16 protein-coding genes are annotated in these 17198 nt (G+C 21.2%); 13 read left to right on the top strand and 3 right to left on the bottom strand.

The features are described from left to right. Positions 1-14: 14 nt before the first annotated feature. Positions 15-1361, bottom strand: coding sequence for a TrkH family potassium uptake protein (locus EV215_RS02320; RefSeq protein WP_134112384.1), 1347 nt, complete (start codon positions 1359-1361; stop codon positions 15-17). A gap of 143 nt (positions 1362-1504) precedes the next feature. Here EV215_RS02320 and EV215_RS02315 point away from each other — a divergent pair, with 143 nt between their 5' ends. The 9 genes from EV215_RS02315 to EV215_RS02275 all read left to right on the top strand — a co-directional run bounded on the left by EV215_RS02315 (position 1505) and on the right by EV215_RS02275 (position 10937). Next, entirely contained in the window at positions 1505-2608 is a 1104-nt protein-coding gene (locus EV215_RS02315; protein ID WP_166667321.1) for an alanyl-tRNA editing protein, read from the top strand. After that, positions 2605-3213, top strand: a complete 609-nt coding sequence (locus EV215_RS02310; RefSeq protein WP_134112382.1) for an NUDIX hydrolase — start codon at positions 2605-2607, stop codon at positions 3211-3213. Before EV215_RS02315 ends, EV215_RS02310 begins: the two co-directional genes overlap by 4 nt. A gap of 3 nt (positions 3214-3216) precedes the next feature. Beyond that, positions 3217-5793, top strand: coding sequence for a CBS domain-containing protein (locus tag EV215_RS02305; RefSeq protein WP_134112381.1), 2577 nt, complete (start codon positions 3217-3219; stop codon positions 5791-5793). Positions 5794-5968: 175 nt separating this feature from the next. After that, on the top strand, positions 5969-6970 hold the full coding sequence (locus EV215_RS02300) for an SPL family radical SAM protein (protein ID WP_134112380.1): 1002 nt from the start codon (positions 5969-5971) through the stop codon (positions 6968-6970). Between the two features lie 38 nt (positions 6971-7008). Then, positions 7009-7953 (top strand): DNA polymerase III subunit delta, encoded by a 945-nt coding sequence (gene holA, locus EV215_RS02295; RefSeq protein ID WP_134112379.1) that lies wholly within the window; start codon positions 7009-7011, stop codon positions 7951-7953. Then, positions 7937-8572, top strand: a complete 636-nt coding sequence (gene trhA, locus EV215_RS02290) for a PAQR family membrane homeostasis protein TrhA (RefSeq protein ID WP_134112378.1) — start codon at positions 7937-7939, stop codon at positions 8570-8572. Before holA ends, trhA begins: the two co-directional genes overlap by 17 nt. A 59-nt stretch (positions 8573-8631) precedes the next feature. Next, positions 8632-9183, top strand: a complete 552-nt coding sequence (rnmV, locus tag EV215_RS02285; RefSeq protein WP_134112377.1) for a ribonuclease M5 — start codon at positions 8632-8634, stop codon at positions 9181-9183. A 34-nt stretch (positions 9184-9217) separates the two neighbouring features. Continuing rightward, positions 9218-10405, top strand: coding sequence for a pyridoxal phosphate-dependent aminotransferase (locus EV215_RS02280; protein ID WP_134112376.1), 1188 nt, complete (start codon positions 9218-9220; stop codon positions 10403-10405). A gap of 13 nt (positions 10406-10418) precedes the next feature. Beyond that, on the top strand, positions 10419-10937 hold the full coding sequence (locus tag EV215_RS02275; RefSeq protein WP_134112375.1) for a hypothetical protein: 519 nt from the start codon (positions 10419-10421) through the stop codon (positions 10935-10937). Between the two features lie 46 nt (positions 10938-10983). Here the strand turns inward: EV215_RS02275 and EV215_RS02270 are convergent, their stop codons facing one another. Both EV215_RS02270 and EV215_RS02265 read right to left on the bottom strand, forming a co-directional pair. Beyond that, the gene (locus tag EV215_RS02270; RefSeq protein ID WP_134112374.1) at positions 10984-11394 is read right to left on the bottom strand and encodes a DMT family transporter; all 411 of its coding nucleotides are present in this window, start codon (positions 11392-11394) and stop codon (positions 10984-10986) included. Between the two features lies 1 nt (position 11395). Next, the gene (locus EV215_RS02265; RefSeq protein WP_134112373.1) at positions 11396-11812 is read right to left on the bottom strand and encodes a DMT family transporter; all 417 of its coding nucleotides are present in this window, start codon (positions 11810-11812) and stop codon (positions 11396-11398) included. 247 nt (positions 11813-12059) lie between these two features. On the opposite strand from EV215_RS02265, the gene EV215_RS02260 reads away from it, so the two are divergent. The 4 genes from EV215_RS02260 (at position 12060) to mnmL (ending at position 17196) form a co-directional block, all read left to right on the top strand. After that, positions 12060-13664, top strand: a complete 1605-nt coding sequence (locus EV215_RS02260; RefSeq protein ID WP_134112372.1) for an EAL domain-containing protein — start codon at positions 12060-12062, stop codon at positions 13662-13664. Positions 13665-13757: 93 nt separating this feature from the next. Further along, positions 13758-15485 (top strand): methyl-accepting chemotaxis protein, encoded by a 1728-nt coding sequence (locus EV215_RS02255; protein ID WP_134112371.1) that lies wholly within the window; start codon positions 13758-13760, stop codon positions 15483-15485. 128 nt (positions 15486-15613) lie between these two features. Beyond that, the gene (locus EV215_RS02250; RefSeq protein ID WP_134112370.1) at positions 15614-16276 is read left to right on the top strand and encodes a Crp/Fnr family transcriptional regulator; all 663 of its coding nucleotides are present in this window, start codon (positions 15614-15616) and stop codon (positions 16274-16276) included. An 8-nt stretch (positions 16277-16284) separates the two neighbouring features. Next, on the top strand, positions 16285-17196 hold the full coding sequence (gene mnmL, locus EV215_RS02245) for a tRNA modification radical SAM protein MnmL/YtqA (protein WP_134112369.1): 912 nt from the start codon (positions 16285-16287) through the stop codon (positions 17194-17196). The last annotated feature ends 2 nt before the right edge of the window (positions 17197-17198 follow it).

Raw genomic sequence — 17198 nt, 5'->3', positions numbered from 1 at the left:
ATTCCTCCCATATATTATCCTACTAAAATATTTTCTTTAGGATATCTATAACTTATTCTTTTTGCTCTTTCTCCCAATGCTAATGCAAATGTAAGAGGTCCTACTCTACCAATAAGCATAGTTATTATTATAAGTATCTTAGAAGCTAATGATAGATCAGCTGTTATCCCCATAGATAATCCTACTGTACCAAACGCTGAAACAACTTCAAAAATGATTTTCATAAAATCTTTTTCTTCTATCATTAATATTAAAAAAATTATAAATAATACATATATAATTGATATTGCAAATATTACAAGTGCTCTATTTAATATTTCCCATGATATTCTTCTATTAGAAATATTTATATCTTTTTGCCCTTTCACTATGCCTATTATATAAAAAACTAAAACTCCAAAAGTTGTAGTTTTTATTCCTCCACCTGTAGAACCAGGTGAAGCTCCTATCATCATAAATATAAGCATCATAAAAATTGTTGCTGGTTTTAAATTTGACATAGATACTGTATTAAATCCTGCTGTTCTCGTTGTTACACTTTGAAAAAATGATGCTATTATTTTATTAAATAAACTCATATTTCCAATTGTAAGATTATTTTTTCTTTCAAAAATAAAAAAAGTAATAGATCCAACTATAATTAAAATCCCTGTAATTATTAACGCTAATTTTGAAGTTAAATTAAATTTTGCTTTTTTTGTTCTTATATACTGTATCAATGAATCAATTACAGCAAACCCTATTCCACCTAAAATTATTAAAAACGATATAACCAAATTTATATTTATATCTCCATAAAACCCCTCTAAACCTGTGCTAAATAATGAAAAGCCTGCATTACAAAATGCAGATACTGAATGAAATATTGAAAAATATATAGCTTTTTTTAAAGGCATAATTTTTATAAAAGATAAAAATAAAAAAATTGCTCCTATAGTTTCTATTGAAAGAACAATATAAATGATTTTTCTTACAAATCTAATTATTCCGCCAAGTGCTTCTTGATTTAAATCTTCTTTCAATATTTTTTTCTCTTCATAACTTATTTTTCTACCTATTAATAAAGCTAATATTGATGAAAAAGTCATTATTCCTAATCCACCTAATTGAATAAGTATAAGTATAACTGTTTTCCCAAAATATGAATATGTTTTACTTATATCTACTACAGACAATCCTGTAACCGATACTGCTGAAGTAGCAGTAAAAAGAGCGGTAAATACTCCAGCTGATTTATCTAATTTTGCAACTGGTAAACTAAGAAGTATCGTCCCAATTGTTATTATTATTATAAAAGATAATATGAGTATTTCAGATGGGGTCATAGAAGATTTTATTTTATTAATTTTTTTTTTATACATCTTTCATCACTCCTTTAAAATCTCTCATATTATACATTATTTTTTATCACCTTGCAAGAAAGCTTATTGAAAATATTCTATACAAAATATATATGAAAATGTTATTATATTACAAAGAAAATTAAAAAATGGAGGTAATTTATATGAAAATAAATATTATAAATATAAATCAAGATAATAATTTTTATAAAATAAAAGTTAAAAATAATCATTTATATCCAGATGGTAAAGGTGGACAATTAGGAGATAGAGGAAAAATTGCTGATGCTAACATTGTATCAGTAACAAAAAATTATATTTTAATCGATAAATTTTTAAATCCTGGAGAATATGAATTTATTGAAGATATCAATTGGAAAAAAGATATCTCTATTCAACACAGTGCAGAACATCTTTTTGCCGCTACTGTTTTAAAAGAATTAAATCTATATATAGATAGTGTAACTATGAACGAAGATTATTCATACCTTGATATACCTAAAACTCTAAAACAAGATGAATTAGATATTTTAGAAAATAAAGTAAATAAGATTATATCAAAAAATTTAGAAATAACTGAAATTTTTACCAATATTAATGATTTAAAAAATTATAATACTCGAACCAAATTAAAAGTTGCTATAACTGATAATATTAGATTAATAAAAATTGGAGATTATGATATTGTTCCTTGTGGTGGATATCATGTAAATAATACAAGCGAAATAAAAATTTTCAAAATAATAAATTTTGAAAAAGTAAAAGGTGGAAAAACAAGAGTGTATTTTTTAGCTGGCGATAGGGCTTTTAAATATTTTAATAACTTAATAAATATTATAAAATTTGCTAACAATCAGTTAAGTAGTCAATCATTTGAAATAAATGAAAAAATTATCGATCTAAAAAATAATATTAAATCTTTAAAAAATGAAAATAATAATTTAAAAAATGAAATTATAGAGTTAAAATTATCTCACGAATTAAGTAAAAAAATATTTTTTAATGACTATCAATTAATTATTATTAATAAGGCTATAAATAATATTAATCCATTTTTAAAAAAATATATTTTAAATAATTATATTTTAATTTCATCTGAAAATAATAACTTCACTATATTTTCTGATAACTTTAATTGTAAATCTTTATTTGATGTAATAAAATCTAAATATAACATTAAAGGCGGTGGAAATAATAACAGAATTAATTTCTCATCTTCTGAATTAAACATTGAACTTGTTTTAAATATATTAAAGGAGATTATATGAATATAATTGGATTTGAAGAATATTTTAAAGCTGCAATCCTTATTCCTATTGTTACAATTAATAATAAAAAATATTTTTTATTCCAAAAAAGAGCTAAGAATATTCGACAAGGAAGTGAAATATCATTTCCTGGTGGTCAATATGATAAAATTTTAGATAAAAATTTTAAAGATACTGCAATAAGAGAAACTATTGAAGAAACTGGCATTAAAAAAGAAAAAATAAAAAATATAGAATATTTTGGTACTTTTATCGATTCAAAACTCTATATAGAATGTTTTACTGCTAACTTAGACATAAAATCTATTAATGAATTGAATCATCAAAAAGAAGAAGTTGAATATCTATTTTTAGTTGAAACAAATTTTTTTAAAAAAAATAATATGAAAGAATATTCTATCCAAACATGGCATTCACCTTATATAAAAAAATATGGAAAAAAAGTGTGGCTTTTACCGAGTATTAAATTAAAATTACCAAAATTTTATCATAAACCTTGGAAAAAAGTGCATAAAAATATATATCTTTATGAAAGTAGTCACGGTGCTATATGGGGAATAACTGCGCATATAATCAAAGTTTTTATTGAAAAATACAAGGAGTAACTCATGGAAATAATTACAAGTCATATTCATCTTGATTTAGACGGTTTTGCCTCAATGATTTTAGCTAAAAAACTTTATCCAAATGCAAAACTTATATTTTCTGGAAATGTTTCAAAAAACGTAAAAGAAATCGCTAATTTATATCAAGATATATTAAATATTGAAAAAATAAAAGATATTGATTTAAATGAAATTACAAAATTAATAATAGTAGATACTTCAAATATAAATAGAATAGGTAATTTTAAAAATATTATATATAAAAAAAATGTAGAGATAATAATCTATGATCATCATTCCGCCAATAATAATGATATTAAAAAAGGTAAAATTTTCAAAAATATTATAGGCTCTAATTCATCAAATATTTTAAAATATATTTTTAAAAAAAATATAAAACTAAACAATTATGAAGCAACCATTGCACTTATGGGAATATATGAAGACACTGGAAATTTTACTTTTAAAAATACCACTTACGAAGATATGTATTTTGCTTCGAAATTATTAAAATTTGGTGCAAATCTGGATATGGTCTTAGAGTTTGTTAATAAAAACCTTCAAACAAACGAATTTGAATTATTTTTAAATTTTTTAAATTCTGGAGAAACTATAGATCATTACTCACATAAAATTTTTATTACAAAAATTATTGGAAATAAATTTCATAAAAATCTCGATGTTATCGCTAATAAAATAATGGATATAAAAGATTGTGATGCTTGTTTTTTACTATATTCATATGACAACAATATTTCAATAATAGCTAGAAGTACATCAAAATCAATCAAATTAGATGAAATTTTAAAAAAATTTAATGGTGGTGGTCACTCCGAGGCTGCTTCTGGATTTTTAAGAAATGTTAATATTAATGAAATTTTTCTTGATTTAAAAAATGAAATTTCTAATTTTATTCCTCAAAATAAAACTGCTAAATATATAATGAGTACTCCTGTTAAATACGTAAAACCTGATGCAAAAATAAAAGATGTACATAAAATCATGATATATTTTGGTTATAGTGGCATTCCTGTTATTAAAGATGATACGCCAATTGGAATAATTTCCCGTAGAGATATTGATAAAGCTATACATCACGGCTTTTCAAATGCCCCTGTTAAAGCTTATATGACTTCAAATATTATTATATCTACTCCTAATACTTCTATTGAAGATTTAAAAAAAATTATTATTGAAAACGAAATTGGAAGAGTTCCTATTGTTGAAAACAATAAACTTATTGGAATAGTTACACGAACTGACATTTTAAGAAATTTATATGAACAAAAATTCATTTTAAAAAAGCCTGTTGAGAAAAATCCTAAAATAATTAATATTAATCTTTTAAATAAATTTCCAAAAGAAATAATAGATATTTTTAATATTATTGAAAAAGTTTCAAAGCATAGAAATGAAAAAGCATATTTAGTTGGCGGAATTGTACGCGATCTAATATTAAATATTAAAAATCTTGATATAGATATTGTTATTGAAGGAGATGCAATAGCATTTGCAAAAGAATTAAATGTCTTTTTGAATATAAAAAAAATAATTACTCATGAAAAATTTAAAACTGCTATTATTTTTTTAGAAACTGGTTTAAATATAGACCTAGCTAGTAGTAGGCTAGAATATTACGAATATCCTACATCGCTCCCTACTGTATCTTATAGCAGTATTGATAAAGATCTTTATCGAAGAGATTTTACTATAAATGCTATGGCTCTTGAAATAGATTATAATAATTTTGGAAAACTTATTGATTATTATAATGGATACTATGATTTAATTAATAAAAAAATAAAAATTTTACATAATTTAAGCTTTATTGAAGACCCTACTAGAATAATAAGAGCTATTAGATTTGCTTCAAGATATAATTTTGATATAGAAAGTGATACTGAAAAATTTTTAATTCAAGCTGTAAATGATGGATTTTTAAATAAAATCAGTTTTGATAGGTTAAAAAATGAGATTATTAAAATATTAAAAGATAAAAATCCTCATAAGGCGCTTAATTTATTTGAAAAATTTAATATTTTTGAAAAGTTTAATTTAAATATAATTATTACTCCTTCAACATATAATATTTTTAAAAAAGTACTCGAAAATAAGGATGAAATTATTAAAAATAATGTTAAACCATGGCAAATTTTATTAATAACTTTATTTAGAAGACTTAATAGTGAAGATTTAAAAACTATTTTTCATAGATTTGGATTCAAAAATAAATTTATACGTAAAATATCGATTGGAATTAATGAAAGAAAAATTATTGTTGAAAAATTGAAAACTGCAAATAAAAACTCTAAAATATATTTTTTATTAAATAATATTCCACTTGAGATAATTTATTTAATAAAATATTCTTATCCTGAAATAGAAAATAAAATTAATCTCTATTTAAATCAATTGCAAAATATAGTCCCTATTATAAATGGAAAAATATTATTAAAAAATGGTTATACTGAAAGTAAAAAAATAAAAAATATTATTAAGCATGCTCTTGAACTACAACTTGATAATGAAAATTATACAATAAAAGAAATACTTAAAGAATTACATGAAAAGCATATATAATTTTATAAAACAAAAAATAATTTCATATGTATATCTATTTTTTTATATAAAAATTATACTTATGTAAACTAATATTTATACAATTATTCTTTTATTTCAAATAAAATTGTAAATTTAAAAATTAAAGTTCTATAAATAAAAAAATAAAGATTTAAAAATTTAAGAAAGGAACAAAATGAAGAAAATATATATTACTAAAGATATTAAAAATTATGAAAAAGGACTTAAAATACTAGAAAAAATAAAAAATTATAATATTGTATCATCAGAAGAAGAATTTATTAATATAATTAAAAAGAAAAATTTAACCTATGAAGAAGAAAAAAAATACTCTTTATTTACAGTAAAAAAAGGAAAATTTTTAAAAAAATATTATCTTGATAAACAATTAGAAGGAATAAAAGAAGAATATTATTTGTCATATGAAAATAATTGCCCTTTTAATTGCTTGTATTGCTATTTAAGAGATTATTTTAATCATGGTGCATTTGTATTTTATGTAAATATAACAGATATGTTTTATGAACTTGATAATTTTAAAAAGAAAAATATAATGATAAGCTGTGGTATAATGAATGATTCTCTTGTTATGGATAATCTTACAAATATTACAAGTGATTTAATAAAATATTTTTCAAAACGTAAAGATTTAATACTTGAAATACGAACTAAAAGCAATAATATAAATAATTTATTAAAATATCCTGCTAAAGAAAATATTTTAATTTCATTTACGTTTAGTCCAGATACTATAATTGATAAATATGAATTAAAAACAAATAATTTAAAAGAAAGAGTAGAGGCAGCAAAAAAACTGCAATCTCATGGATATAATATAGGACTTCGATTTGATCCAATAATTAATATTAAAAATAGAACTAATGAATATACTAAAATGATTGATTATATTTTTAATAATCTTAATACTACTAGGATTAAAGATATAGGGATTGGAACTTTAAGATATAAAAAAGGTCTTCGTCAAAAAGTCCTTGCTGAGAAAAACACAGATTTATTTTATAATGAATTTATTATCGGAATAGATGGTAAAGAACGATATTTTAAAAAAATAAGAATTGATAGTTATAAAGAGATCATCTCTCAAATAAAAAAATATGGTAATTTTGATATATATCTTGGTATGGAACCAAAATATATATGGGATGAAGTATTTTAAAAACTTAAGATTTTAAATATAATTTTGGAAGGAGTAAAATGTTTTACATTTTAACTGGTGATTATTCTATTGAATTAGAATACAATAAATTAATTAAAAAAAACAATTATCCTATTATCACTTTTGATGCTACCCAAAAAGAAGATTTTGAAAATTTTTTGCAAAAAATATCTACAAACAACATGTTTGGAAATAATGAAACTATTATATTAAAAAGAGCTGAAAAACTTTCAAAATTGTCTAATTTTATAAAAACCATTTCAAATTTTAATATTTTAAATAAAATAGTAATAATTTTAATAAATAAAAAACTTACTGCAAAGCAAATAAAAGAATGTGAATCATTTGCAAAAGTGATAATTGGAGAAACTAAAAATGAAAAAGATTTTTATATTAATTATATAAAAAATGAATTAAAGATAAGTACAAATGACGCTTTTAAACTTACAGAAATGATAGGTCATGACATTTATAAAATAAAAAATGAAATTGAAAAAATAAAAAATTATTTTTATGAAGAAGAATTTTATATTGAAAAAGCTAAAAATATAATCTCAATAAATGAAGAATATAATAGTTTTGAAGCTATTGAAAATCTTTTACTTGGAAATCCTAATGAAGTATATAAAATGATTAATAAAGACAAATCACATATGCTTATTCTCTATACTCTAACAAAAGAATTTCAAAACATTTTAAAATTAACTCTATTAATCAATGAAGGCAAAATAATTAATACTAATAATTATAATAAATTTAAAAATAGTTATGAAAATAATAAATATCTTTTTAATAATACACATCCATATTCTGTATTTAAAAAATTAAAATATATTAATAAATATACTATAAGCAGCATTAAAGAAATTTTAAAAGAAATTTTGATAACTGAGGCAAATATAAAAAATGGTTTAATAAAAGACGATATTGCAATAGAACTCTTAATTAAAAAGGTGGTTATAAAATATGAAAATAATAAATAATTTTTCAAAAGAAGAAGAAATTTCTCATTCAATAACACATGCAATTGGAGCAATAATTTCTGTTGTTGGTTTTATTTTTCTAATGATAAAAGCTTATATAATCAAAGACACTCTTCACACAGTTAGTTATATTATTTTTGGCCTTAGTTTGATAAATCTGTATACTATGTCTTCTATATATCATGCATTTCCAAAAGGAAAATCAAAAAAAATATTTGAAAAATTTGACCATATTTCTATATATTTTCTTATCGCCGGAAGCTATACTCCGTTTTGTTTAATTTTATTAAACAATAAAATTGGTTGGACAATTTTTATTATTCAGTGGATTTTTGTTTTAATTGGAACAATATTTAAAAGTATTTGGGTACATAAATATGTAGGATTTGCTACTATAATATATATAATTATGGGGTGGATGATAGTTTTTTCTATAAAACCTTTACTTCCTGTTTTATCTATAAATGGTTTTATTTTTTTAACAATTGGCGGTATTTTTTATACATTAGGCACTATATTTTTTGCATTTAGATTATTTAAATATCATCATACCGTTTGGCATATTTTTGTATTATTTGGTAGTATATTTCATTATTTAACAATATACTTTTATGTTTGATAATTTATAAAAGTTATGATATAATTTTTTGAATTTAAATAAAAATTAAGGAGTAATTAATGTCGAAATTAAATATAGAAGATATAATTGTGGTTGAAGGAAAAGATGATATATCTGCTGTAAAAAGAGCAGTTAATGCAGAAGTTATCGCCGTGCATGGTTATTCAGTGCATAAAAATAATAGTCTAGATAAAATAAAAAAAGCTAGTGAAAAAAAAGAAATAATAATTCTTACTGATCCTGATTTTGCAGGAGAAAAAATACGAAAAATAATCGAATCTCAAATTCCTAATGTAAAACATGCATATATCACTAGAAAAGAAGGAAGAAAAAATAATAATATTGGAGTAGAAAACGCTTCTCCAGAAGCTATTATTACAGCTTTAAAAAATGCAAAATTTAAAATAAATACTAATGAAAATGTTTTTACAATTAATGATATTATTGATAATGGTTTATCTGGTAAAATTGATTCAAAAGAAAGAAGAGATAAATTAGGAAAAATACTTCGTATAGGATATTGTAATGCAAAACAATTTTTAAATAGGTTAAATAGTTTTGGAATAACAAGATTAGAATTTGAAAAAGCTATTGATAAACTTAAAAGTTGATTTAATAAATGTTATAAAATAAAAGGGGGACAGTATGATTTCAAATGAGATTAATAAAAATATGCAAAATTCATCTTGGATAAGAAAAATGTTTGAAGAAGGAGAACGACTGGCAAAAATACATGGAAAAGAAAATATATATGACTATAGCATAGGAAATCCATTTGCAGAACCTCCTATTGAAGTAATAAACTCTCTTATTAAACATTCTTCTGAAAAAGGTGTACACAGATATATGAGTAATGCTGGTTTTTTAGATGTTAGAAAAACTATGGCTAATGAAATTAATAAAAATATCATTGATAAAAAACTTAGTTATGAACATGTTGTAATGACTTGTGGGGCTGCTGGAGCTTTAAATACTGTTCTTAGAGCTATTTTAAATCCTGGAGAAGAAGTTATTGTCTTTACTCCATACTTTGTAGAATATGGCTTTTATATTCAAAATCATAATGGAATTATGGTAACTATCAATAATGAAAAAACTAATTTTCAACCAAATTTAGATGAATTAAAAAAGAAAATAACTAAAAAAACTAAAGCTATTATTATAAATTCGCCTAATAATCCAACTGGAGTAGTATATAAAGAAAATATTTTAAAAGAAATGTCGCTAGTTATAAAAGAAAAAGAAGAAGAATTCAATTCTAAAATTTTTATAATTTCTGATGAACCATACTCTAAAATTGTTTATAATAATATAAAAATTCCTAATATTTTAAATATTTTTGAAAATGGTATTATTGTAAATTCATTTAGTAAATCTCTTGGACTTGCAGGAGAAAGAATAGGTTATATTGCAGTTAATCCTAAAATAGAAAATGTTTCTATTTTAATGAATGCACTTATTTTCTGTAATAGAACTCTTGGGTTTGGTAATGCTCCAGCACTTGCACAAAAAGCTGTAGCAGATGGTATAAACTCTTCTGTAAATATTGCCGATTATCAAGAAAAGAGAGATTTTTTGTATGATAATTTAACTAGACTTGGATTTACTATGGTAAATCCAGAAGGAACGTTTTATTTATTTCCAAAATCACCTATTAAAAACGATATAGAATTTGTAAAATTTGCTACAAAATATAATATTTTATTAGTTCCTGGTAGTGGGTTTGGATGTCCTGGATATTTTAGAATGTCATATTGTGTAGATTTTAATATGATAAAAAGAAGTATTTCTGCTTTTGAAAAAATGGCGAAAGATTTAAATCTTATAAAATAAAGGGGTTTATCCTATGAAAAACAAAATTTATTTATTAATTTTTTTATTATTGTTTACAGCTTGTTATCCTAGTATAAAAGTTAAAAAAAACATCATAAAAAATAACGATGGAAAAATCATTAGTATCAAAGAAGGTAATTATATTGATAATGTAGGAAGAGTTTTAAATGTTATATATTCTGAAAAAGAAAAAAAATATTTCATCTCCAATACCGGAGCTTTTGAATCTGTGATTACTAAAAATATTTATAAAAATTATTATCTTTTAGAAGGATTAGAAGATGAAAAAAAATATAGAAACTTATATTTAATAAATATTGATGGAAAATTTATTAATATTTTTCAATATGATATACCCGAGAATAAAGTAAATAAATTAGAAAAAAAATTTCATGTATTAATATCAATAAATCAAAATGGAGTATTTATTGATGGAACTCAAAAAAATATTTATAATACTATTCTTTATTGTATAAAAAACAACTATATAAAAAAAGAATTTTTCTTAATAAAAAAATTTTCTAATTTATAAAAAAGATGAAAAAATTTTCATCTTTTTTTATTTATTATTTTTAATTCTATTTTCTAGGTAATTTTTTTATTCCATAAAGAATAATTAAATTCCCTAGAACTTTTTTTATTTCAAAATTATTATACATAATTAACTCTATAATAAATGCTGTAATTAATTGACCAACAATTATAAATATTGTCATATTAACGGCAGGTATTTTCCCTACAATATTATTTGATAAAAATAATACTATTATTCCCAATGCTCCACCTAAATAAATATAAAAATTATCTATACTAAAATCAACTACTATATTTTTATTAAAAAATATCATTGATACTAACAGAATTATTATTGATATAAAATAAGTAATAATCATAGAACTATACATTCCCATACAATTAGCTAATTTTGAATTAATTATTATACTAAGAAGCACTAAAACCCCTACTAAAAATGCCAATAAAAAATACATTTTATCCCCTTTCTATCACTAAAAATAGTATACCTATAAATATAATAAATATACTTTGAATTTTTTCTCTATTAATTTTTTTCTTTTCAAATCCAAAAAAGCCAAAATAATCTATAATCGTCGAAAAAATCATTTGAGATATTAGTGTAATAGCTACTGTTAAACTCGGTCCCAATTTTAAAAGAACTAAATTATTTAATCCAATTAATGTTACTCCTACAACACCACCTAAGAAAAAATATCTATGTAATTTTATAAATTTTTCTTTTTTTATAATTTTTATAATCACAGCTACTATAAAACCTATTATATGAATAATAAGTAATGCTAACAAGTTACCATATTTTTGAGATAGCATACTATTTAATGTAAGCATTATTGTAACTAAACTTCCTATTATTAATGGTATTATATTCATATTATCACCTTCCTAAGGTTATTTTACACTAATATAAAATTTAAAAATATGACATTTGTCATTTTCAAAAAATAATGTAAACGTTTATTATAAATATTATAAATAAATGATATATTGACAATTTATATAAAATCTTATATAGTATTTTACATAATATTTGTTTTTTTTGTATTCCTAATATATAATATAAATAATATGAAAACGATTTAATAATTAAAAAAATGATTCAAGAGAGGACAAAATATAAATGAATATTAAAACTAAACAATTTTTTTTGATTTTGGTAATTCTATTATTATTTGTAATTATTGATATTATTGTATATTATAGTGGAGGTACAAAATATGTTTTTCCATATCTTATGTTAATACCTATTATTATATCTGCTATTTTTTATTATACTTTTGGCGGAGCTATTAATGGCTTTTTTGCTGGTATATTTTTAGCTTTTTTACCGCTTGACACAACTTTACAAATTAAACAAAGTCCTCTTAATTATATCTTACGAATTTTTCTTTTAACTTTATTAGGTGGTTTTATTGGATATTTATTAAAAAAGAAACAAAATATTACAAAAAGTGTTGGATTTGAAACTAATATTTATAATGAAAAAGAATTATTAAAAGAAAAAGTAAATAAACTATTAAAAAGCAATAAAAATTTTTCTTTAATTTTAATTGATGTTAATAATATTGTAGAAATAACATCTCTTTTAAACAATAGTATTAGTGATTTTTCTTTAAATTTTTCAAAATATTTAAAACATAAATATAAAAAAAAAATTGAAATTTTTATAAATAACGATTTTTCATTATTACTTTTATTAAAAAATTATTCGTTAAATGAAACCGAAAACTGGATAATAAATTTCTTAGATTACATTAATAACAATCCTTTTATTATAAATAATATGTCTTTATTTTTAAAAACTTTTTTAGTTGGTATACATCAAAATTATATTAATAATTTTGATGATGGTTTTAAAAAAATAGTCACGTGTTTATACTATGCAAAAGAGAATAATTTAGATTATTTTATATATAATGATACTGTAAATTTTCCAATTTACTTCACATCTGAATTATTAGTTGATATTCATAATGCTATTAAAAAAAATGAATTGTTTATTGTTTACCAACCAAAGTTAAATTTAGCCGATAATAAAGTCAAAAGTGTTGAGGCTCTAATTCGTTGGAAACATTCTACTAAAGGTTTTATTCCTCCAAATAAATTTATTCCACAAGTTGAAAAAACTACATATATAAATAATCTAACTCTTTGGATTATAAAAAAGGTAATAAATGATTTAAATAATCTAAAAAAGAAAAATATTAATATAAAAATTTCAATTAATATAAGTCCTAGAAATCTAATGTCTAAGTTATTCTTAATAAAATTAATGGATATTTTAAATAGCAATAAAAATATAATTAAAAATTTAGAATTTGAATTAACTGAACGAGATATTATAACTGAACTATCCTCTATTAAAAAAATATTATTAAAGTTACAAAAAATGAATTTAACAATTGCTATGGATGATTTTGGTACTGGTTACTCATCGCTAGCAAATTTAAAATATCTTCCTATTGATATTATAAAAATAGATAAAGAATTTATTAAAAATTTAGATAATAATATTATAGATTATGAAATGGTAAAGTCTACTATAAAAATCTCTAAATTGATGAATAAAAAAATTGTTGCTGAAGGTGTAGAAAATAAAGATACACTAGAAATTTTATCAAAATTATATTGTTTTGAAGCTCAAGGATACTATATATCTAAACCCATAACTATTGATGAATTAACAAAATTTATTTTAAATTATAATAAAAAAGCAATTTCATAAAAAAAATTAATAAAAAAAGAAAGGAGGGAAAATAAGAGGGACTCTATTAATTAATATTTAAATATTTTACTAAATTTTAGGAGGGGTTATCAAATGAATAATATAATGAATTTGGAAAGTGCAAAAAGAATGATAAATAATATAAAAATTAAAAATTTATTTATTTCAGCTATAGTTACAATTATTTTAATTATGAGTTACTTAACTTTTTTTTCATTAAACAAAATGAAAATACTTAATAAAAATGTAAATTCTATTTATAATGAACATATGCTTACTTCTTTAAATTTAAAAAAATTTGAAACAGATTTTTATTTAATTAGAATAAAAAATATAGATTTATTATATTCTAATTATAACGAAAATTTAGTATCTGATATTAATAAAAAAATAATTGAACTTGACAATATTATTAATACATATGAAAGTCAAAATCTTACTACAGAAGAGAAAGAAATATTTAATAATATTAAAAAATATTATTTATTGTATATTAAAAATATGAAAAACTATTTTGAAATAATGAAAACAGGAAAAAAAATTAGTAAAGAAAAAATAAATTTATTGCGAGATTATGCAGCAAAAGCTCAAGAAAATATTGATAATTTAGTTTCATTACATGAAAAATATGCTAAAAACTCATTAATTAAAATAAATAATTCATATAATATTTCAAAAAAAGGTTTTTTAATTGTTTCTATTATAGCTATTATTATTTTAGCTATGTTTAATTTTATTTTAACATATTTAATAAAAAATTCTATACAAAATATCACTACAATTCTAAATAAATTATCAAATTATGATTTTTCTTTTGATTTAAAAGTAAATGGAAAAAATGAATTTGCAGAAATGACAAAATCTTTAATTATTATTATCGAAAATATAGATGATTTATTATCAAATGTTAAAAATAATTTTATAAAACTAGACGATAATTCAAAAAGTTTAGTTGCTACATCTGAAGAAACTGCTGCCGCTTCTGAAGAGTTAGCTGCGACAATGCAAAATATTACAGCGGGCGCTTTAGAACAATCAAATGATATAAAAGATATAACTGATTCAATAAAAGTTTTAACTACTAGTATTGATAATGTATATAATGAACTTATTAAAGTAAAAAATGAAACAGAAAATAGTGCTAATAAAGCTAATAATGGAAAAAATGAAATGGATGTATTAGTAAATTCAATAAATGATATAAAAAATGTATTTGATCTAGTAATATCAAAGGTTAATAGACTAATAACATCTGTTAATAAAATTAGTGGTATAACTGATATAATCTCTGGTATTTCAGAACAAACTAATTTACTAGCACTAAATGCTGCAATAGAAGCTGCTAGAGCTGGTGAACATGGTAAAGGATTTGCAGTCGTAGCTGAAGAAGTAAGAAAATTAGCTGAGGAATCAAGAACTTCAACTAATAAAATTATAGAGTTAATAAAATCTATAACAAATGATACAAATGAGGTAATAGAAACATCTGAAAATGTTGAAAATCTAATTATTGAACAAACTAAAGCTGTAGAAAATACACTTAATTCATTTATTGAAATAATAGATTCTGTTGAAAATATTACTCCACTTATTAAAAATACTTATAGTGCAACTGGTGAAATTGTTAAATCAAAAGATTTAGTAGTAGAAAAAGTTGATAAAATAAATAATGTTGTTGAAAGAAATATCGCTGCTTCGGAGGAAGTATCAGCAGCTAGTGAAGAATTAACAGCATCTAATCAAGAAGTAGCCGCTGTTGCACAAGATTTAGGTTATATATCAGAATCAGTAAGACAATTAGTTGATAAATTTAAAGTCTAAAAAGCTAGAATAATATCTAGCTTTTTTATTATTTATTAAAATAAATTTCTATTTTCTTTTTTAATAAAAATAAAATTTCTATACTACTTTATATATTTGTGATAAAATTAAAATAAAAAGGTGATTTAATGAATAATAAATTATTAGAAAAATATTATAAAAAATATGCTCTAGATTCTTTTTTTAGTAATAATTATATAAATAAAGCATATTTAGAATTTATTAAAAAAAATAGTTTTTTAATTTTATCAAAACAACAACCAAAATATTTTTATTTTATTGTAAATGGAAAATTTAAAGTATCTACAACTAATGAAAATGGAAAGGCTTTATCTGTAGCTTTTTTAGAACCTGGAGAAGTTATTGGAGATGTAGAGCTTGTTTTAAATAAACCTTATATTCATAATGTAGAAGCTATTATAGATAGCTATGTAATAAAATTTGATATTGAATTTATCAAAACTTTACTTAAAACAGACAATGTTTTTAATAATAAAATTTTACAAACTTTAGCTATAAAATTATATAATGATACTAGTATAATATATGAATCTATGCTTTATCCTCTAGAAAATAGAATTGCTACCTATCTTTATAATAGTTTAGATGAAAATAACGAAATTCAAAAATTAAATATTACTGAACTGTCTTCGTCACTAGGTAAATCAAGTAGACAAATAAGAAGAATTTTTAAAAAATTTATAGAAGAAAATATTATTGAAAAAGATTTTATGTATGTAAAAATTATAGATATTAATAAATTAAAAAAATTAGTTATAGAAAAATTATAGGAGAATTTATGTGGGGAGATAAAAGATACAATAACTTAAATTATGAACTTAAAAAAACATTTGGAAAAAAAATATATAAAGTATCATTAAATGCTGGCCTTAGTTGTCCTAATAGAGACGGAAAAATTTCTTATGGAGGTTGTATATTTTGTAGTGAAGAAGGTAGTGGTGAACACGCGGGGAACAAATTAGATACTATTACAGAGCAAATAAATAAACAAATAAAGCTCATAAAAAATAAACATAATTCAGATAGTGTAATTGCTTATTTCCAAAGCTTTACAAATACTTATGGAAATATAAATTATTTAAGAAAAATATTTTATGAGGCGATAAATCATAAAAATGTAATTGGATTAGCTATTGCTACAAGACCCGACTGTATTAATAAAGAAATTTTAGATTTATTAAATGAATTAAATAAAAAAACTTTTTTATGGATAGAAATAGGCCTTCAAACTATACATGAAAAAACAGCAAAACTTATAAATAGAGGTTATTCTCTTCATAGTTTTGAAAACTCATTTTACAAATTAAAAAACAATAATATTAAAACTGTAATTCATATAATTGCAGGTCTTCCATATGAAACAAAAGAAGAATATTTTGATTCTATTGAATATATAAATAAAATAAAACCATGGGGAATAAAAATACATCTACTTTACATAATAAAAAATTCCTCTTTATATTATCTATATTTAAAAGAAAAATTTCATGTTTTTTCAGAAAAAGAATATATAAATCTTATAGTTAATTCTATAAAAATTTTAGATAAAAATATTATTATTCATAGAATCACAGGAGATGGAGATAAAGACACTCTTTTTAAACCAAAATGGAGCTTAAATAAAAGACGAGTATTAAACGAGATTCAAAAAAAGCTAAAATTAGAAAATATTATTCAAGGCAATTTATAAAT

The sequence above is a fragment of the Hypnocyclicus thermotrophus genome, from assembly GCF_004365575.1.
Classification (GTDB): Bacteria; Fusobacteriota; Fusobacteriia; order Fusobacteriales; family Fusobacteriaceae; genus Hypnocyclicus; species Hypnocyclicus thermotrophus.
This window is presented reverse-complemented; position numbering and strand designations above follow the sequence as displayed.